This is a genomic window from Methylobacterium iners, from assembly GCF_022179305.1.
GTDB classification, from domain to species: Bacteria; Pseudomonadota; Alphaproteobacteria; order Rhizobiales; family Beijerinckiaceae; genus Methylobacterium; species Methylobacterium iners.
Window position 1 is genome coordinate 56,019 of the sequence record NZ_BPQP01000009.1, and the last position, 17,736, is coordinate 73,754.

General features: G+C 69.1%; 15 protein-coding genes. 6 read left to right on the top strand and 9 right to left on the bottom strand.

The genetic code is table 11. The features are described from left to right. Positions 1 to 65 precede the first annotated feature (65 nt). Complete coding sequence (gltX, locus tag MFF55_RS03555) at positions 66 to 1,493, top strand: glutamate--tRNA ligase (protein WP_238242707.1); 1,428 nt, start codon at positions 66 to 68, stop codon at positions 1,491 to 1,493. Positions 1,494 to 1,760: 267 nt separating this feature from the next. Further along, positions 1,761 to 3,050 carry a citrate synthase gene (gene gltA / locus MFF55_RS03560; protein ID WP_238242708.1) on the top strand — a complete coding sequence of 430 codons (1,290 nt, stop codon included), beginning with the start codon at positions 1,761 to 1,763 and terminating at the stop codon, positions 3,048 to 3,050. Between the two features lie 42 nt (positions 3,051 to 3,092). On the opposite strand, the gene MFF55_RS03565 is transcribed toward gltA, so the two are convergent. From MFF55_RS03565 to MFF55_RS03600, 8 genes are all read right to left on the bottom strand, one after another. Beyond that, on the bottom strand, positions 3,093 to 3,545 hold the full coding sequence (locus MFF55_RS03565) for a hypothetical protein (protein WP_238242709.1): 453 nt from the start codon (positions 3,543 to 3,545) through the stop codon (positions 3,093 to 3,095). 78 nt (positions 3,546 to 3,623) lie between these two features. Further along, positions 3,624 to 4,808: a lipid-A-disaccharide synthase gene (gene lpxB / locus MFF55_RS03570; RefSeq protein WP_283206694.1), complete on the bottom strand. Its 1,185-nt coding sequence runs from the start codon at positions 4,806 to 4,808 to the stop codon at positions 3,624 to 3,626. Beyond that, entirely contained in the window at positions 4,805 to 5,653 is an 849-nt protein-coding gene (locus MFF55_RS03575; protein WP_238242710.1) for an LpxI family protein, read from the bottom strand. Before MFF55_RS03575 ends, lpxB begins: the two co-directional genes overlap by 4 nt. Before the next feature lie 187 nt (positions 5,654 to 5,840). Continuing rightward, positions 5,841 to 6,653 (bottom strand): acyl-ACP--UDP-N-acetylglucosamine O-acyltransferase, encoded by an 813-nt coding sequence (gene lpxA, locus MFF55_RS03580; protein ID WP_238242711.1) that lies wholly within the window; start codon positions 6,651 to 6,653, stop codon positions 5,841 to 5,843. Then, positions 6,650 to 7,105 (bottom strand): 3-hydroxyacyl-ACP dehydratase FabZ, encoded by a 456-nt coding sequence (gene fabZ, locus MFF55_RS03585; protein WP_373874712.1) that lies wholly within the window; start codon positions 7,103 to 7,105, stop codon positions 6,650 to 6,652. The genes lpxA and fabZ overlap by 4 nt, the downstream gene beginning before the upstream one ends. Before the next feature lie 174 nt (positions 7,106 to 7,279). After that, positions 7,280 to 8,674: a sulfate adenylyltransferase subunit CysN gene (gene cysN / locus MFF55_RS03590; RefSeq protein ID WP_238242713.1), complete on the bottom strand. Its 1,395-nt coding sequence runs from the start codon at positions 8,672 to 8,674 to the stop codon at positions 7,280 to 7,282. Continuing rightward, a complete protein-coding gene (gene cysD, locus MFF55_RS03595; RefSeq protein ID WP_238242714.1) occupies positions 8,674 to 9,603 on the bottom strand; it encodes a sulfate adenylyltransferase subunit CysD in 930 nt (309 codons plus the stop codon). Before cysD ends, cysN begins: the two co-directional genes overlap by 1 nt. Further along, positions 9,600 to 10,406, bottom strand: coding sequence for a phosphoadenylyl-sulfate reductase (locus tag MFF55_RS03600; protein ID WP_238242715.1), 807 nt, complete (start codon positions 10,404 to 10,406; stop codon positions 9,600 to 9,602). Before MFF55_RS03600 ends, cysD begins: the two co-directional genes overlap by 4 nt. A 215-nt stretch (positions 10,407 to 10,621) precedes the next feature. Between MFF55_RS03600 and MFF55_RS03605 the strand changes: the two genes are divergently transcribed. From MFF55_RS03605 to MFF55_RS03620, 4 genes are all read left to right on the top strand, one after another. After that, positions 10,622 to 11,128 (top strand): Lrp/AsnC family transcriptional regulator, encoded by a 507-nt coding sequence (locus MFF55_RS03605; RefSeq protein WP_238242716.1) that lies wholly within the window; start codon positions 10,622 to 10,624, stop codon positions 11,126 to 11,128. A gap of 110 nt (positions 11,129 to 11,238) precedes the next feature. Then, positions 11,239 to 13,005, top strand: coding sequence for a diflavin oxidoreductase (locus tag MFF55_RS03610; RefSeq protein ID WP_238242717.1), 1,767 nt, complete (start codon positions 11,239 to 11,241; stop codon positions 13,003 to 13,005). 137 nt (positions 13,006 to 13,142) lie between these two features. Next, positions 13,143 to 14,939, top strand: coding sequence for an NADPH-dependent assimilatory sulfite reductase hemoprotein subunit (locus MFF55_RS03615; RefSeq protein WP_238242718.1), 1,797 nt, complete (start codon positions 13,143 to 13,145; stop codon positions 14,937 to 14,939). Positions 14,940 to 15,091: 152 nt separating this feature from the next. Further along, positions 15,092 to 15,289, top strand: a complete 198-nt coding sequence (locus tag MFF55_RS03620; protein WP_238242719.1) for a hypothetical protein — start codon at positions 15,092 to 15,094, stop codon at positions 15,287 to 15,289. 313 nt (positions 15,290 to 15,602) lie between these two features. Here MFF55_RS03620 and MFF55_RS03625 read toward each other — a convergent pair whose 3' ends face one another. After that, positions 15,603 to 17,579 carry an acyl CoA:acetate/3-ketoacid CoA transferase gene (locus MFF55_RS03625; protein ID WP_238242720.1) on the bottom strand — a complete coding sequence of 659 codons (1,977 nt, stop codon included), beginning with the start codon at positions 17,577 to 17,579 and terminating at the stop codon, positions 15,603 to 15,605. Positions 17,580 to 17,736 lie beyond the last annotated feature (157 nt).

Sequence of the window (17,736 nt, forward strand, 5' to 3'; positions counted from 1 at the left end):
CTGGGCCGGTCGATCCGCTCTTCGCCCCTCCCTCCCCGCTTCCTCGCACGCCCAAGCCCCGATTGATGTCGTCAGCCGTCGTCACGCGTTTCGCGCCCTCCCCCACCGGCTACCTCCATATCGGTGGGGCCCGCACAGCCTTGTTCAATTGGCTCTACGCCCGCCGCTTCGGCGGCCGGATGCTGCTGCGCATCGAGGATACCGACCGCGAGCGCTCGACGCAGGGGGCGATCGACGCGATTCTCGACGGACTCTCCTGGCTCGGCCTCGATTGGGACGGCGAGGTCGTCTACCAGTTCGCCCGCGCCGAGCGTCACCGTGAGGTCGCCGAGAGCCTGCTGGCGTCGGACGACGCTTATCGCTGCTATGCGAGCCCCGAGGAGCTCGCCGCCATGCGCGAGAGCGCGCGGGCGGAGGGCCGGCCGATGCGCTACGATGGGCGCTGGCGCGACCGCGATCCCTCCGAGGCGCCCGCCGGGGTCAAGCCGGTGATACGGCTTCGCGCGCCCTCCGACGGGGAGACGATCGTCGAGGACGGCGTGCAGGGCCGCGTGACGTGGCAGAACCGCGACCTCGACGACCTCGTCCTCCTGCGCTCGGACGGCAACCCGACCTACATGCTCGCCGTCGTCGTCGACGACCACGACATGGGCGTCACCCAGGTCATCCGCGGCGACGACCACCTCACCAACGCTGCCCGCCAGGCTCAGATCTACGGGGCCCTCGGCTGGGCTGTGCCGGCCATGGCCCATATTCCGCTGATCCACGGGGCGGACGGCGCCAAGCTCTCGAAGCGTCATGGGGCCCTCGGGGTCGATGCCTATCGCGACCTCGGCTACCTGCCGGCGGCGCTGCGCAACTACCTCGTGCGGCTCGGCTGGAGCCACGGCGATCAGGAGGTCTTCTCCACCGAGGAGATGATCGCCGCCTTCGATCTGAGGGCGATCGGGCGCTCGCCGGCGCGGTTCGACTTCGCCAAGCTCGAGAACCTGAACGGGCTCTACATTCGCGGCTCCGCGGACGCGGCCTTGGTCGACGCGATCGAGGCCATCCTGCCGGCGCTCGGGCCCGCGCGGGGCCTGCCCGCGACGCTTCCTCCGGAGCTGCGCGCCAAGCTGACGGAAGCGATGCCGGGTCTCAAGGAACGGGCCAAGACCCTCGTCGAGCTCCTGGACAGCGCCTATTACCTCACGGCCGCCCGCCCGCTCGCCCTCGACGACAAGGCCGCCGGCCTGCTCTCGCCGGAGGCCCGGGAGCGGCTTGCCGGGGTGCTGCTGGCGCTCGAATCCCTGCCGGACTGGGACGCGACCGCGACCGAGGGTGCGGTGCGGCAATTCGCTGAGGCCGCCGGCCTGAAGCTCGGCCAGATCGCGCAGCCCCTACGGGCCGCACTGACGGGCCGCGCGACCTCGCCGCCTCTCTTCGACGTCATGGCGGTGCTCGGCCGCGACGAGTGCCTCGGGCGCCTTCGCGACCAGCTGGTCGCCGCCTGACGACCTCCGACGGCGCTGCGAGGGCACTCGGCCGGCCCGGATCTCGCTTGCGGCGGCGAGGGATCGGACGGCGTCGGTTGATGGCGCCCGGTCGATCCGCTAACTCGGTAGGCGTGTGAGCAACTGCAGCAATCGCTGCGGCCGCGCAACGGTGCCGGGTGGTCGATCCGTCGATGCCCGGATCGGCGCGCTTCCCTTCAAGGTCCGCCTGCCAAGGTCTGTTCCTCGCAAAAGTCCGCCCGTCGCCAGGAAAGGGTCCACGTTCCCATGAGCGCCTCCAGCACCATCACCGTGGGCGACAACCACGTCGACTTGCCGGTCAAGACCGGAACGATCGGGCCGGACGTCATCGATATCGGCAAGCTGCACGCCAAGACCGGAGTCTTCACCTTCGACCCCGGCTTCACCTCGACCGCCTCCTGCGAATCGAAGATCACCTATATCGACGGCGATGCCGGGGTGCTGCTCTATCGCGGCTACCCGATCGAGCAGATCGCCGAGCAGGGCGACTTTCTCGAGACCTGCTACCTGATGCTCTTCGGCGAGCTGCCGACGCCGGCCCAGAAGGCCGATTTCGACTACCGGGTCACGCGCCACACCATGGTGCACGACCAGATGAACCGCTTCTTCCAGGGCTTCCGCCGCGACGCGCATCCCATGGCGATCATGGTCGCCTGCGTCGGCGCGCTCTCGGCCTTCTATCACGACTCGACCGACATCTCGGACGACAAGCAGCGGATGATCGCGTCCCTGCGCATGATCGCCAAGATGCCGACGCTCGCGGCGATGGCCTACAAGTATTCGATCGGTCAGCCCTTCGTCTATCCGAAGAACGACCTCGACTACACGTCGAACTTCCTGCGGATGTGCTTCGCGGTGCCGTGCGAGGAATACGTCGTCAACCCGATCTTCGCCCGGGCGCTGGACCGGATCTTCATCCTGCACGCCGATCACGAGCAGAACGCCTCGACCTCGACGGTGCGGCTCGCCGGCTCGTCCGGCGCCAATCCCTTCGCCTGCATCGCCGCCGGCATCGCCTGCCTGTGGGGACCGGCCCATGGCGGCGCCAACGAGGCGGCGCTCAAGATGCTGGAGGAGATCGGCACGCCCGACAACGTCGCGAAATACGTCGCCAAGGCCAAGGACAAGAACGATCCGTTCCGCCTGATGGGCTTCGGCCATCGGGTCTACAAGAACTACGACCCGCGCGCCCGCATCATGCAGCGCACGACCCACGAGGTCCTCGGTCAGCTCGGCATCAAGGACGATCCGCTGCTCGAAGTGGCCGTGCAGCTCGAGCAGATCGCGCTGAAGGACGAGTACTTCATCGAGAAGAAACTCTACCCGAACATCGACTTCTACTCGGGCATCACCCTGAAGGCGCTGGGCTTCCCGACCTCGATGTTCACGGTGCTGTTCGCGCTGGCGCGCACGGTGGGCTGGATCGCGCAATGGGCCGAGATGATCGAGGACCCCTCCCAGAAGATCGGGCGGCCGCGCCAGCTCTATATCGGTCCGGACAAGCGGGAATACGTCCCCATCGACCAGCGGGGCTGAGGCGACGGGAGACGCGAGGGCGCGCCTGCGGAACGGGTGCGCCTATCGCCGCCGCAGCGCGGGGACGAAGTCCCTGTCCGTCAGGGCGGCCGCGAGGAGCGCGAACAGGCCCGCATGCAGCACGCCCGCCGCGAGGCCGGCATCCTGCATGCGCCAGAGCGCCACGGTCCCCGCTGCCATGAGGGACGGGCCGGCGACGTAGACGAGGCTTCGCCACGCCGCTGCGGGGCGCGCCAGTCGCCAGAAGCTCGCAACCGCGGCGAGGAGCAGGAAGGCGCCCTTCAGGAGCGCCATGAAGCGCATGAGCCGCACGAGGTCGGGATCGGCCCTGGCCGCCGCGGCGCCGTCGATGCTGCCGGCGATGGCGAAGGCCGCGATCAGCCCGAGCAGGAGCATTGCCCGCTTCGCTCGCGCCGAGACGGCCTGTTCATCCCGCGCCGCGGCCTCGCGCCTCGGCGGGCCGGACTCCGTCGCGTATGGCGTGATCGTCACCATGATCATCCTCCCGGAAGGTCGATCCCCTCAGGATAGCCGCAATGGGCCGCGTGACCAGGGCCGGCCGTCGCGCCGTCGTCAGGCGATCGCGGCGACGCCGCGTCGGGTCGTCCCCAGCACGATCCGGGCGGCGCTCCGGCTCGGATCGTCGCCGCAGGGAAGCCGCATCAGGTCGTCGATGCGCTCCAGGGCCTGCACCTGCGCGTCGCGCTGCGGTCCGCCTGAGAGGAGTGGCGCGAGCGCGTCGGCAAGCCGCGGGGCCGTGCATTCGGCCTGGATGAATTCCGGCATGGCGTTCTGGCCGAGGATGAGGTTCGGCAGCACGATCGTCGGCACTTGGATGAGGCGGCGCGCCACCACCTCCTCCAGGCGCGAGACCTTGTAGGCCACCACCATCGGCACCCCGGCGAGCGCCAGCTCGAGGGTGACGGTGCCCGAGGCCGCGAGCGCCGCTCGCGCCCGCCGGAAGCTCGCGTACTTGCCCGGCTCGCCGTGTACCAGGCGAACGGGTGCCTCCCAGGGGATCGTCAGGCGCTCGATCAGCGCACGATGGCGCGAGACCGCCGGCAGCACCGCGTCGACCGGGCCGAGGCGCTCGGTCAGCAGCTTCAGCGTCGCCCCGAACACCGGCATCAGCCGCTCGATCTCCGAGCGGCGCGAGCCCGGCAGGACCAGGAGCGTCGGCGGCCGGCTCTCCCGGGCCGCAGCCTCCCCCGGGCCCGGCCGCAGCTCCGCGAGGCGCTCGATCAAGGGGTGACCGACATAGGTGCAGGCAGGCCCGTTGAGGCGGCGATGCGCCTCGGGCTCGAAGGGCAGGAGCGCGAGCACGTGGTCGATGAAGGGCCGCATGCCGGCTGCCCGCCACGGCCGCCAGGCCCAGACGCTCGGCGAGACGTAGTCGACGATGGGCAGGTCCGGCATCGCCTTGCGCACCCGCGAGGCGACGGCGTGGGTGAAGCCGGGGCTGTCGATGATGACGAGGATGTCGGGCTGCGCGGCGACGACGCCCTCCACCGTCTGGCGGATGCGGCGCATCAGGGTGCGGAGGCGCGCGAGCACGGGCAGGTAGCCCATCACCGCCACGTCGTCGATCGGGAACAGCGAGGGAAACCCCTGCGCAATCATCGCCTCGCCGCCGACGCCGCCGAAGGCGATCGGTCGGTCGGACAGGGCGATGAGCGCCCGCATCAGCTTGGCGCCGAGCTGGTCGCCGGAATCCTCGCCCGCCACCAGCCAGATTTTCTTCGCGGTTCCGGCGTTCACGGATCGACCTTCAGGCCGACGACGAACAGGCCGAGACGATCGGCGGCCGCGACGGTCGCCGGGCGGTCGATGATGAGCGTCAGCCCGGCCTGGATCGCGAGCCCGGCGCAGCCGGCGGCGGCGGCCTTCACCACCGTGCGCGGGCCCACCGCCGGAAGGTCGACGCGCAGGTCCTGGCCCTCCTTGGCGAGCTTGACGAGGACCGTGCCGGGCTGGGCGTGGCCGAAGCCGAGCGGACGGCGCCCGAGCGCACGGGCGCGAGCGAGCATCCGGTCGGTGCCCTCCGGTCCCTCGACGGTGATGGCGCGCTGGGCGCAGACGACGGTCGCCTGGCCGACGTCGAAGGGCGAGAGCGCGCCGAGCAGAGCGCGCCCGGTGGCGATCGAGGCCAGCGAGGCCGGGTCGGGCGCGTGCCGCCCGAGCTGGCCCTCCGGGCTCAGGAGGTCCGGCGCGACCGTGTGGACGCCCAGGACGCGATGACCGTTCTCCTCCAGCAGCGCCAGGGCCCCGCGCAGGAGGCGGTCGTCGCCGCCGCTGGCGATGGCCCGCAGCGCCTCACGGTTGCGCAGGGCCGCAGCGGCGTTGAAGATCGCGGCGGGGCTCGGGCGCGAGACGCCGCCGGCCGGAACGATCTCGGCCGGGCCCCAGAGCTTCAGGACCTTGAGGATTCCTGCGATGTCGAGGAGGTCGACGCTGGCCTCGGCCCGCGCCCGCATCGACCGTTCCGCGAAGCCGCGGATCGCGAGCACGCGGAAACGACGGCCCGCCTGCTCCAGCGAGGTCGCGACGAGCTCGGGAAGACGGCCGGCGCCGGCCACGAGGACGAGGGGTAGGGACGCGCTCATCGGAGCCGGACGAGACCGAACGCCGCTTCCCTTCCCCCTGTGCGGGAGAGGGTTGCCCCTGCGTCGGCGAGGGTCGGCTGAGGGGAGCGCGACGTATCCGGAAGGGGCGATGCTTCCCTCCTCCGCCTGCTCCGCAGGCACCCTCCCCCGCGGAAGGAGGAGGGAGATGCGCGCCTCTCGTTCCGGCTCATCCCGCTGCCGGCGTGCCGCGGGGCGTGCAGATCGAGCGCTTGCCGCCGGCGCGGATGAACGCGATGATCTCGCCGACCGCCGAATGCCCGTCGAATTCCAGCGCGACGTCCTCCAACCGCTCCATCAGCGTGCCTTCGGGCGCGAAGAGCAGGCGGTAGGCCCGGCGAAGCGCGTGAATGTCGTCGCGCGCGAAGCCGCGGCGCTGCAGCCCGATGATGTTGAGGCCCGACAGGTAGGCGCGGTTGCCGAGCGCCATGCCGTAGGGGATGCAATCGTTCTCCAGCCCCGACAGGCCGCCGACGAAGGCGTGGGCGCCGACGCGCGCGAACTGGATCACAGCGGCGCCGCCGCCGATGATGGCATAGTCGCCGACATGGCAGTGCCCGGCGAGCATGACGTTGTTCGAGAACACGACGCCGTCGCCGACATGGCAATCGTGGCCGACATGGGAATTGGCAAGGAAGGCGCAGCGGTCGCCCACCACCGTCTCCAGGCCGCCCCCGGCCGTGCCCGGACTCATGGTGACGCCCTCGCGGATCAGGCAATCGGCGCCGATCGTCAGCGTCGAGGCCTCGCCGCGGTACTTCAAGTCCTGCGGCGGGTGGCCGATTGAGGCGAAGGGATAGAGCTTCGTACGCGGCCCGATGCGGGTCCGGCCCGCCACGACGACGTGGCTCACGAGCTCGCAGCCCTCGCCCAGGCTGACCTCGGGCCCGACATGGCAGAAGGGACCGATCCGGACGCCCTCCCCGATCGCGGCGCCGTCCTCGACGACCGCGCTCGGGTGGATCGCGGCGGGGCCGCTCACTCCGTCACCAGCATGGCGCCGATCTCGGCCTGGGCCACCACCGTGTCCCCGACCCGCGCTTCGCCCTTGAACCACCACATGGTCTTCCGCTGGTTCACCTTGGTCATGTGGTAGCGGATCGTGTCGCCCGGCACGACCGGCTTGCGGAACTTGCACTTGTCGATCGTCGTGAAGAAGACCTGCTTGGTGCGCACGGTCTCGCTCATGATGTGCCGACAGCAGATCGCGCCCGCCGTCTGGGCCATGCCCTCGATCAGGAGCACGCCGGGGAAGACCGGCAGACCCGGGAAGTGCCCGGTGAACTGGGGCTCGTTGATCGTGACGTTCTTGATGCCGATACAGGATTCGTCGCGGTCGATCTCGATGATCCGGTCGATCAAGAGGAACGGGTAGCGGTGAGGCAGGAGCTCCAGGATTGTCTGGATGTCGGCCGAGCCGAGCTCACGCGGCATCTCGTTCATCGATCAAAGCACTCCGCTACGCGCGCCGGCGTTCCCCGACGCCCGCCCAGTCTCGTCCGTCATGACGGTGGAGCCGCCCTCTTCGACAGAAAAAGGGGCGGATGCAAGGCCTGCATCCGCCCCTGAGCCAGGTATCGCCCGGGTTGCGTCGCCGGAAGGCACGCCTCAGCGGCCGCCGAACAGGCCCTTGAGCTTTGCCAGGAAGCCGCGGGGCTCGGAGGTGCTCTCCGACCGGGCCTCGCCCGCCGACGTTTGCTTCGCAGGCGTCCGGATCAGGCCGAGCGCTGCGGTGTCGGTGGTCTCGCGGTCGATCAGGATAAGGCTGCCCGTGTCGCGATTCGAGGCGTAGGCGTCGAAGGCGACGGACCGGTCGAGGCTCAAGGTCACGTCGCCGATGTCGTTGGCGGAGAGGCGATCCGCCGGCTCGGCCCGCCCCGTCTCGGGGTCGATCCGGGTGCGGATCGACGAGGCGACCGCGTTCACGGTGACGGTGCCGATCTTCGCGAGGAGCGCCGCGCCCGGGTTCAGTGGCGTCTCGGCCGCCCAGAACAGGCGGACCTCCAGGCTGTCGGCGCTCTGCGGCGGTGAAGCGGCCGCCGCGATCACGGAGCCGCGCGAAGCGTCGATCTCGTCGGCGAGCACCAGGGTCACGGATTGGCCCTCGGCGGCCCGGGGCAGGTCGCCGTCGGCGGTGAAGATCCGCGCCACGGTCGAGGTCCGGCCGGACGGTGACACCACGACGGCGTCGCCCGGCGCGATGCGGCCGCTGGCGATCAACCCCGAGAAGCCGCGGAAATCCGAGTTCGGGCGATTCACCCACTGGACCGCCATGCGGAAGGGCGCGGCCTGCGCCTCGACATGGACCGGCACCTCCTCGAGGTATTGCAGCAGCGGCACGCCCGCGTACCACGGCGCGGCGGCGCCGGGCAGAACGACGTTGTCGCCGTTCTTCGCGGAGAGCGGGATGGCCCGGACCTCGCTGAAGCCCAGCGGCGCGGCGAAGTCGTCGAAGGCCCGGGTGATCGCCTCGAAACGGTCCTGCGACCAGCCGATCAGGTCCATCTTGTTCACGGCGAGCGCGACACGCTTGATGCCGAGGAGCGAGACGAGCAGCGCGTGGCGCCGTGTCTGCCGGCTCAGGCCGTGGCGCGCATCGACGAGGAGGATGGCCACGTCCGCCGTCGAGGCGCCGGTCGCCATGTTGCGTGTGTACTGCTCGTGGCCGGGCGTGTCGGCGACGATGAAGGAGCGCTTGTCCGTCGAGAAGAAGCGGTAGGCGACGTCGATGGTGATGCCCTGCTCGCGCTCGGCCTGGAGCCCGTCGACGAGGAGAGCGAGGTCGATGTCCGCTCCCTGCGTACCGTGCCTGCGGGAATCGCGCTGGAGCGCGGTGATCTGGTCGTCGAAGATCTGCTTGGTGTCGTGCAGCAGGCGCCCGATCAGGGTCGACTTGCCGTCGTCGACGGAGCCGCAGGCGATGAAGCGCAGCACCTCCTTGCCCTGATGCGCGGCAAGGAAGCTCTCGAAGCCGAAGGCCTCCGGGGACTGATGGATGGTCATCAGAAATAGCCCTCCTGCTTCTTGCGCTCCATGGCGCCCGCGCCGTCCTTGTCGATGACGCGGCCCTGCCGCTCCGAGGTGCGGGCGGCGAGCGTCTCGCCGATGATCTCCGGCAGCGTCGTGGCCGGGCTCTCCACGGCACCGGTCAGCGGGTAGCAGCCGAGCGTGCGGAAGCGGACCTGCCGCAGCTGGGGCGTCTCGCCGGGCTCGAGCGGCAGGCGCTCGTCGTCGACGAGGATGAGCTGGCCGTCGCGCTCCACCACGGGGCGCTCGGCCGCGAAGTAGAGGGGCACGATGGGGATCCGCTCCTGCTCGATGTAGAGCCAGACGTCGAGCTCGGTCCAATTGGACAGCGGGAAGACGCGCAAGCTCTCGCCGCGTTTCTTCTTCATGTTGTAGAGGTGCCAGGGCTCGGCCCGCTGGCGCTTCGGGTCCCAGCGGTGCTGGGCGGTGCGCAGGGAAACGATGCGCTCCTTGGCGCGCGAGGCCTCCTCGTCGCGCCGGGCCCCGCCGAAGGCCGCGTCGAACTTGTGCTTGTCGAGCGCCTGCCGCAGGGCCTGCGTCTTCATCACGTCGGTATGGACTTCCGAGCCGTGGCTGACTGGACCGATGCCGCGGGCGAGGCCGTCCTGGTTCGTGTGGACGAGGAGGTCGAGGCCGAGCTCCTTCACCCGTGCGTCCCGGAAGGCGATCATCTCGCGGAACTTCCAGGTCGTATCGATGTGCATGAGCGGGAACGGCAGCCGCCCCGGCGCGAAGGCCTTCAGCGCCAGGTGCAGCAGGACGGAGGAATCCTTGCCGATGGAGTAGAGCATCACCGGGTTCTCGGTCTCTGCGACCGTCTCCCGCATGATGTGGATGCTCTCGGCCTCGAGCCGCTGGAGATGGGTGAGGCGCTGGGTGCGCTGCTGGACGAGGGCGGCGCTCATCGGGCCATCTCCGGGGTTCTGTCGCGGGAAACGGTCTCGAAGGCGGCGGCCTCCCGGCCGGGCCCGATCTCCGTATCGGCGCTCTGCGGGGCGTGAACGTGCAAGCCGCACTCCTTCTTGGATTCCTGCTCCCACCACCAGCGGCCCGCGCGCTCGGGCTCGCCGACGCGCACCGCACGGGTGCAGGGCGCGCAGCCGATCGAGGGGAAGCCGCGATCGTGGAGCACGTTATAGGGAATGAAATTGTCCCGAACGAAGGCGGCGACGTCTTCGCGGCTCCAATCGGCGAGCGGATTGATCTTGATCAGGCCGCGTGCGGGATCGGCCTCGGCCAGCGGCGTGTCGGCGCGGTTCTGCGACTGGCCGGCTCGCAGGCCCGTGAGCCAGGCGGCGGCGCCTCTGAGGGCCCGGCCGAGCGGCTCGACCTTGCGGAAGCCGCAGCATTCCTGCCGCGCCTCCACCGCATGCCGGAAGCCGTTGATGCCGCGCTCGCGCACGAAGCGCTCCTGGGCGGCCCGCTCGGGCGCGTAGGCGCCGATCCGGATGCCGTAGACCGCTTCGGTCTCGGCCCAGACGTCGTAAGTCTCCGCGAACAGCCGGCCGGTATCGAGGGTGACGATCTCGACCCGCGACTTGGCCATCGCCAGGGCATGGGTCAGGGCCTGATCCTCAATGCCGAAGCTGGTGGTAAAGACGAGGCGGCCCGGAATCGTCGCCGGGATCAGGTCGACGCGCGCGGGGAGATCGAGGGCGCGCAGGGCGTCCGAGAGTTCGCTGGCCGTGCGTTCGAGTGAAGCCGTCATCGGACCTGTGGGAAACCCCGCTTGTCGAAGAGGTGAGATGTTCGCTATAACGAACGCTGTCAAGGCATAGCGGCCATAGGCCCGCTTCATAACAGCGCTTCGGTCAATCGCGGGTGCAACCCGCCGTGCCAGCGATCAGTTGCCGGGCGGGAAGATCCTTCTCGCGTCAGCAGCCCGTGCCGGCCCCAGCCCATACGGAAGAAGACGAGGTTCCCTTGGATTCGATCGACCTGAAGATCCTGGCGCTGCTCCAGAACGATGCGACGCTCTCGATCGCTACGATCGGCGAGCGCGTGGGCTTGTCGCAGACGCCGTGCTGGAAGCGGATCCAGCGCCTGGAAGCCGAGGGCGTCATTGACCGCCGCGTCGCCGTGCTCGATCCGGTGAAGCTCGGGCTCGGCCTCACCGTCTTCGTCTCGATCGAGACGGCGGACCATTCGCGCGAGTGGCTGGAGCGCTTCGCCTCCACCGTCTCGGCGATGCCCGAAGTGCTCGAATTCTACCGCATGGCCGGCGACGTCGATTACATGCTGCGGGTCGTCGTGGCCGACATGCAGGCCTACGACACCTTCTACAAGCGCTTGATCGCAACCCTGCCCCTCAAGAACGTCACCTCGCGCTTCGCCATGGAGAAGGTGAAGTCGACCACCGCCCTGCCGCTGCCGAGCCTGCCCACCACGGGCCGGTTCACGCCGACGCTGTCCGTGGTGGCCGGAGAATAATCATCTCTTTCGCACCGCAATAGCGGGCGACCCCTTCTACCGCGAGCTCGTTCTGTAAAACGGACAACCCCGTTGACAGGAGGCCTTCGCAGGACGACATGGCTTCCCGCATGGCACGACACGCGATCCTTCCCCGCACGGCTCCCTTTGGCGACAGCGAACGGGCGAGCCTCGATGCGGTCCTCGGCACGGCGACGCCGGTGCAGCGGGCATGGCTCGCGGGCTTCCTCGCGGGCCTCGACGCCGCTGGGGGCCAACCGGCCGCCGTGCCGGCCGCGCCGCCGAAGGCCGCCGAGCCGCTGACGATCCTCTACGCGAGCGAGTCGGGCAATTGCGAGAAGCTCGCCGGCGACATGGCGAAGCTCGCCCGCAAGGGCGGGTTCAAGCCCAGGATCGTGGATTTCGCCGACCTCGACGTCGCCGCGCTTCCCGCCGAGAAGCGCGTCGTCGTCATCGCCGCCACCTGGGGCGAGGGCGAACCGCCGGCGCGAGCGGTCCGCGCCTACGACGCGCTGATGGGCGAGGCCGCCCCACGCCTCGACGGTGTGGATTTCAGCGTGCTCGCCCTCGGCGACACCTCCTACGCCGAGTTCTGCGCGATCGGGAAGGCGATCGATGTGCGCCTCGAGGCGCTGGGCGGCCGCCGCGCCTATGATCGGGCCGATCTCGACCTCGACTTCGACAAGCCCGCCGCCGACTGGATTAAGGGCGCGCTGCAGGCGCTTACGCCGCCGAGCGCCGACAACGTCGTCGCCGTGGATTTCGCCGCCCGCGCCACGGCCGAGGACGACGAGGTGGAGCCCAGCCGCGAGCCGGTCCTGGCCGAAGTCGTCGATCACGTGAACCTGAACTCCTCGCGCTCGGACAAGGAGACCATCCACCTCGCGCTCGCCTTCGAGGACGGCGCGCCGGCCTACGAGCCGGGCGATTCCCTGGAGGTCTTTCCCGAGAACGATCCCCTCCTCGTCGAAGAAATCTTGAGGGCCGCGGGCCTCACCGGCGACGAGATCCTGCGCCGGTTGCTCCTGACCGAGCGCGACATCACCACGCTCTCGGCGACCACGGTCGAGCGATTCGCCAAGGCGACCGGCAACGCGGAGGCTAAAGCCCTCGTCGAGAGCGGCGAGGTCCGCGCCTGGATCGAGGGCCGGCAACTCGTCGACCTGATCGAGGCCTACCCGTCGGCGCTGAACGCCGAGCAGCTGACGGCGATCACCCGTCCCCTGCCCCCGCGCGCCTATTCCATCGCCTCATCGCGAAAGGAGGTCGGCGACGAGGTCCACCTCGTCGTCGCGGCGGTGCGCTACGAGACCCACGGGCGCGCCCGCACCGGCGTCGCCTCCACCCACATCGCCGACCGCATCCGCAACGGCGCGACCGTGCGGGTGAAGCTGAAGCCGAACCGTCACTTCCGCCTGCCCTCGGACCCGGGCAGCGACATCATCATGGTCGGGCCTGGCACCGGCATCGCGCCGTTCCGCGCCTTCGTTCAGGAGCGCCGGGCGACCGAGGCCACGGGCCGCGCCTGGCTGTTCTTCGGCGACCGGCACTTCACCCACGACTTCCTCTACCAGCTCGAATGGCAGGAAGCCCTGGAGGATCGCTCGCTGACGCGGATCGACGTGGCCTTCTCCCGCGACCAGCCGGAGAAGATCTACGTGCAGGACCGGATCTACGAGCACCGCCGGGAGCTCGTCGAATGGCTCGACGGGGGTGCCAGCTTCTACGTCTGCGGCGACGCCAAGAACATGGCCAAGGACGTGCGCAACGCCGTGGTACGGGCCTATGCCGAGGTGAAGAGCCTCGGTGCCGACGGCGCCGAGGCGGCCGTTGCGGCGCTGGAGCGCGCCCACCGCTATCAGCAGGACGTTTATTAGAGCGCCTTCCCTCCCCCGTGCGGGGAGGGATCGAGGGTGGGGGTGGTTCCGCCGGCCTGGACGCAGCGTCGCCTAGCCACCCCGACCTCCAACTCCTCCCCGCAAGGGGGAGGAGAGCCCCCTGACCGGATGCCGCCATGGACGATCAGACCCCGCCCCGGATCTACGAGACCCCGCCCACCGAGCGTCCCATCGACGAGGCGGAAGCCGCGCGTGCGGCAGGGCTCGCGGCGAACGAGCACATCAAGATCGCGAGCGGCTACCTGCGCGGGACGCTCGCCGACGGCCTCCTGAAGCACGCCACCGGCGCGATCTCGGAGGATGACGGGCAGCTCGTGAAGTTCCACGGGATGTACCTGCAGGACGACCGGGATCTCAGGCCCGAGCGCACCAGGAAGAAGCTCGACAAGGCCTACAGCTTCATGATTCGCCTGCGCATCGCCGGCGGCGTCGTCACCCCCAAGCAGTGGCTGGCGCTGGACTACATCGCCACGACCTATGCCAACGGAACGCTCCGGGCGACGACGCGCCAGACCTTCCAGTACCACGGCGTCATCAAGTCGAACCTGAAGCGGACGATGGCTGCCATCGACGCGGCGCTGCTGGACACCATCGCCGCCTGCGGCGACGTCAACCGCAACGTCATGGCCGCGACGAACCCGGCCCAGGCCGGCGCTCACAAGGCGGCCTACCAGCTCGCCAAGGACATCTCGGATTCGCTCCTGCCCAAGACCAATGCTTGGCGGGAGATCTGGCTCGACGGCGAGCGCGTCGTCGGTGCCGAGGAGGACGCGGTCGAGCCGGTCTATGGCAAGACCTACCTGCCCCGAAAGTTCAAGACCGTGATCGCGGTGCCGCCCTCCAACGAGGTCGACATCTTCGCCCACGACCTCGGCTTCATCGCGATCCTCGACAAGAAGGGTCGGGTCACGGGCTGGAACGTCACCGTGGGCGGCGGCATGGGCATGACCCACGGCGAGACCGACACCTTCCCCCGCACGGCGGACGTGATGCTGTTCTGCGAGCCCGACGACGCGCTCAAGGTCGCCGAGGCCGTGATGACGGTCCAGCGGGACTGGGGCAACCGCAAGGTCCGCAAGAACGCCCGCCTCAAGTACACGATCGAGCGCTATGGGCTCGCTGCCTTCCGGGCCGAGGTCGAGAAGCGCGTCGGCCGGGCCCTCCCCGATCCCAAGCCCTTCAAGTTCGAGAACAACGGCGACCGCTACGGCTGGACCAAGGGCGACGACGGCCGCCACCACCTGACGCTCTACGTCGCGTCGGGCCGCATCAAGGACCACGAGGGCGCCGGGCCGAAGATCCTCACGGGCCTGCGCCGCATCGCGCAGGTGCACGAGGGCGATTTCCGGCTCACGGGCAACCAGAACGTGATCGTCGCCAATGTGCCCGAGGGCAAGCGGCCTGAGATCGAGGCGATCGTGGCCGAGTGCGGGCTCCTGAAGGGGGCCAGTGCCCTGCGGCGGAACTCCATCGCCTGCGTGGCCCTGCCGACCTGCGGCCTCGCGCTCGCCGAGAGCGAGCGCTACCTGCCCGATCTCCTGACGGAACTCGAGACCAGCCTCGCCGCGCACGGCCTGTCCGAGGACGAGATCACGATCCGCATGACCGGCTGCCCGAATGGTTGCGCCAGGCCCTTCATCGCGGAGATCGGCCTCGTCGGCCGCGGCCCCGAGCGCTACCACCTTTATCTCGGCGCGGCGTTCGACGGCTCGCGGCTCGGCAAGCTCTACGCCGAGGACGTGAAGGCGTCCGAGATCAAGACGGTTCTCGACCCGCTCTTCGCCGCCTACGCGAAGGAGCGGACCAAGGGCGAGCGCTTCGGCGATTTCCTCGTGCGGGCCGGCTACGTGGCGCGGACCTTCAACGGGCCGGATTTCCACGCGAAGACCGGTGCGCTGAGGAGCGCAGCCTGAAGCAGCGCGCCCGCCCTGTCCTATTGCGGTGCAGCGCGATGCGCTGCACCGTGAGATCTTCTTTACCTTAATCGATTTTCAATCCCGCTGGCCCATTGGTGAACCAATCACGGCGTCGACCGTTATGGAATCGACCCGCCTGAGAGGCTGCCATGGCCAAGCATGAGATTCTGAACTACTTCGAGCATCGTCGCGACGGCGCCTGGATCTGCGTGAAGCCGTTCAAGCTCACGACCAAGAGCAGCAGCGTCAACATCCGCCAGGGCATGCGCTTCGATTACGGCAAGCAGGTCGGCGGCGTCGACCTCGCCGAATACCTGGAGCAGCTCGGCTCGCAGTTCGGTTCCTGAGCCATCCAATACGGCATCTGTTCTGCCAGGAGGTCGGAGTCTTCGGACTTCGACCTTCTTCTTGCGCTCCCCATCAGGTTTCTGCCCGATCGCTTGGGTCTCGCGGTCCTGTCCCCGACGCGTGGAGCGTCAGCGGAAGGTGATCCGGGATCCGGCGAGTAGACAGGCCGCGTCAGCGGCCCCTGATCGACGGCGCTGAATTCCGACGCCTCGCGGTGCCCTGCGCAGGCTCCCGGACCGGACTCCGCCGACGCTCCACCCGTCCGAGAAAAGGCGGCCGTGAGGCCATCGAAGCGATCGATCAGAAATCCCGTCAGGCAGCGGAGGCCACCGCCGGCGAGATCCGCCGCACCTTCCGGTCCGTGCCTTCGAGGAAGGCTTGCGCGTCCTCCTTGCGCTCGAAGACGTGAGGGGCAAGACCGCGGCGACTGAGCGCCTCCTCCATCTTCAGGCGCAGGAAGGCGCTCGTCGCGTAGCGCGTCGTCGAGACGTAGTAGTTGGCGAGCAGGTACTGCACCATGCCGGCATAATCGTCGTAGAGGTTCTCGTTGATGCGGAAGCCGTCGTGGTTGACCACGGAATGGACCCGCTGCCCGGCCTTCCGGCAGACGTCGACGATGGCCATGCGCAGGTCGTCGAGGTCGCTTTTGACCCGGCAGTACCAGCCTTCGAGGTTGATGAAGAGGATGTTGCGCTCGGCATCGTAGCTGACGCGGTCGCTCAGGTTGAGGTTGAGCAGGTCGGCGACCAACTCCATCGGCTCGTCCCGGAAGATGCGGGCGTCCATCGGGACCGGGTTCCGGATGATCGGCTTGAAGGCCATGTGGGGCAGGATGTCCCGCTCGATGTCGATGCCCGGCGCCACCTCGATGAGCTCGAGCCCGTCTCCGGTGAGCTGGAAGACGCAGCGCTCGGTCACGTAGAGGACCGGCTGCGATCGGCTCTGGGCGTAGGGTCCGCTGAAGGTGTTCTGCTCCACTTGGCTTACGAACTTCTGCGACTTGCCTTCCTGGACGATCCGGACCTTGCCGTCGTCGACCTCGACCTCGAGGCCGCCGACCGTGAAGGTGCCGGCGAAGACGACGCTACGCGCGTTCTGGCTGATGTTGATGAAGCCCCCACAGCCGTTGAGGCGCCCGCCGAACATGCTGGTGTTGACGTTGCCGAGCGCGTCGCACTCGGCCATGCCGAGGCAGGTCATGTCGAGGCCGCCGCCGTCGTAGAAGTCGAACATCTGGTTCTGGTCGATGACGCAATCGGCGTTCGTCGCCGAGCCGAAGCTCGAGCCCGAGGCGAGCACGCCGCCGACCGCGCCGGCCTCCGTCGTCAGGGTGATGTAGGGGGTGATCTTCTCCTCGTTCGCCACCGCCGCGATGCCCTCGGGCGCGCCGACGCCGAGATTGACGACCCCGTTCGGCGGCAGCTCGAAGGCCGCGCGCCGCGCGATGACCTTGCGGGCGTCGAGCTTCATCTTCCTCATGCCGGCCACCGGCACGCGGATCTGCCCGGCGAGCGCCGCGTCGTGCTGCACGCCGTAATTCATGCGGTGCATCTCCGGCTCGGCCACCACCACGCAATCGACGAGGATGCCGGGCACCCGCACGTCCTTGGGCAGGAGGAAGCCGTCATCGACGATACGCTCCACCTGCGCGATCACGATGCCGCCGTTGTTGCGCGCCGCCATCGCCTGGGCGAGGCAATCCAGCGTCAGTGCCTCCTTCTCGAAGGAGATGTTGCCCGAGGGGTCGGCCGAGGTGCCGCGGATGAAGGCGACGTCGATCTTGGTGGCCGTGTAGAACAGCCATTCCTCGCCATCGACCTCGACGAGCTTGACGATGTCGTCGGTCGTCAGCGTGTTGACCTTGGCGCCGCCGTAGCGGGGATCGACGTAGGTCTGCAGCCCCACCTTCGAGAACAGGCCGGGCTGGCCCGCGGCGCAGGCCCGGTAGAGCTGCGAGATCACGCCCTGCGGGAGGTTGTAGCCGCGGATCTTGTTCTCCTGCGCCGCCTTGGCGACCTTCGGCATCCGGCCGAAATTGGCGGCGATGACGCGCGTGAGCAGCCCGTCGTGATGCAGCCGCCCGGTGCCGAGCCCTTTGCTGTCGCCCGCCCCCGCCGTCATGATCAGGGTGAGCCCGCGCGGCGATCCGGTCTCGACGAAGCGCTTCTCCAATGCCGCGTGCAGGGCCTCGGGGATGCAGCTCTGCACGAACCCCGTCGTGGTGACGACGTCGTTCTGCCGGATGAGCGCGATCGCCTCGTCGGCGCTGATGACCTTGTTCTTCTTCACGAAGGCGTTCCCCGACCCGGCTTCCGCGATCGGCGCGCGTCGGCAGGCCCTGCCGAGGTCGCCGCGGAGGAAGTCCTCTTCTCGCAATCGGGCGGAGCGTAAAGTCCAAGCACAAGCGTCGCAAGGGCAAGGTGCGACTTATTGCGCCGCAGCGACG

What these genes read in the sequence shown, in the direction of transcription:
- gltX (WP_238242707.1), top strand. Translation starts at nt 66, where the DNA reads ATGTCGTCAGCCGTCGTCACGCGTTTCGCGCCCTCCCCCACCGGCTAC.
- gltA (WP_238242708.1), top strand. Translation starts at nt 1,761, where the DNA reads ATGAGCGCCTCCAGCACCATCACCGTGGGCGACAACCACGTCGACTTG.
- MFF55_RS03565 (WP_238242709.1), bottom strand. Translation starts at nt 3,545, where the DNA reads ATGGTGACGATCACGCCATACGCGACGGAGTCCGGCCCGCCGAGGCGC.
- MFF55_RS03575 (WP_238242710.1), bottom strand. Translation starts at nt 5,653, where the DNA reads ATGAGCGCGTCCCTACCCCTCGTCCTCGTGGCCGGCGCCGGCCGTCTT.
- fabZ (WP_373874712.1), bottom strand. Translation starts at nt 7,105, where the DNA reads ATGCCGCGTGAGCTCGGCTCGGCCGACATCCAGACAATCCTGGAGCTC.
- cysN (WP_238242713.1), bottom strand. Translation starts at nt 8,674, where the DNA reads ATGACCATCCATCAGTCCCCGGAGGCCTTCGGCTTCGAGAGCTTCCTT.
- cysD (WP_238242714.1), bottom strand. Translation starts at nt 9,603, where the DNA reads ATGAGCGCCGCCCTCGTCCAGCAGCGCACCCAGCGCCTCACCCATCTC.
- MFF55_RS03600 (WP_238242715.1), bottom strand. Translation starts at nt 10,406, where the DNA reads ATGACGGCTTCACTCGAACGCACGGCCAGCGAACTCTCGGACGCCCTG.
- MFF55_RS03610 (WP_238242717.1), top strand. Translation starts at nt 11,239, where the DNA reads ATGGCACGACACGCGATCCTTCCCCGCACGGCTCCCTTTGGCGACAGC.
- MFF55_RS03615 (WP_238242718.1), top strand. Translation starts at nt 13,143, where the DNA reads ATGGACGATCAGACCCCGCCCCGGATCTACGAGACCCCGCCCACCGAG.
- MFF55_RS03620 (WP_238242719.1), top strand. Translation starts at nt 15,092, where the DNA reads ATGGCCAAGCATGAGATTCTGAACTACTTCGAGCATCGTCGCGACGGC.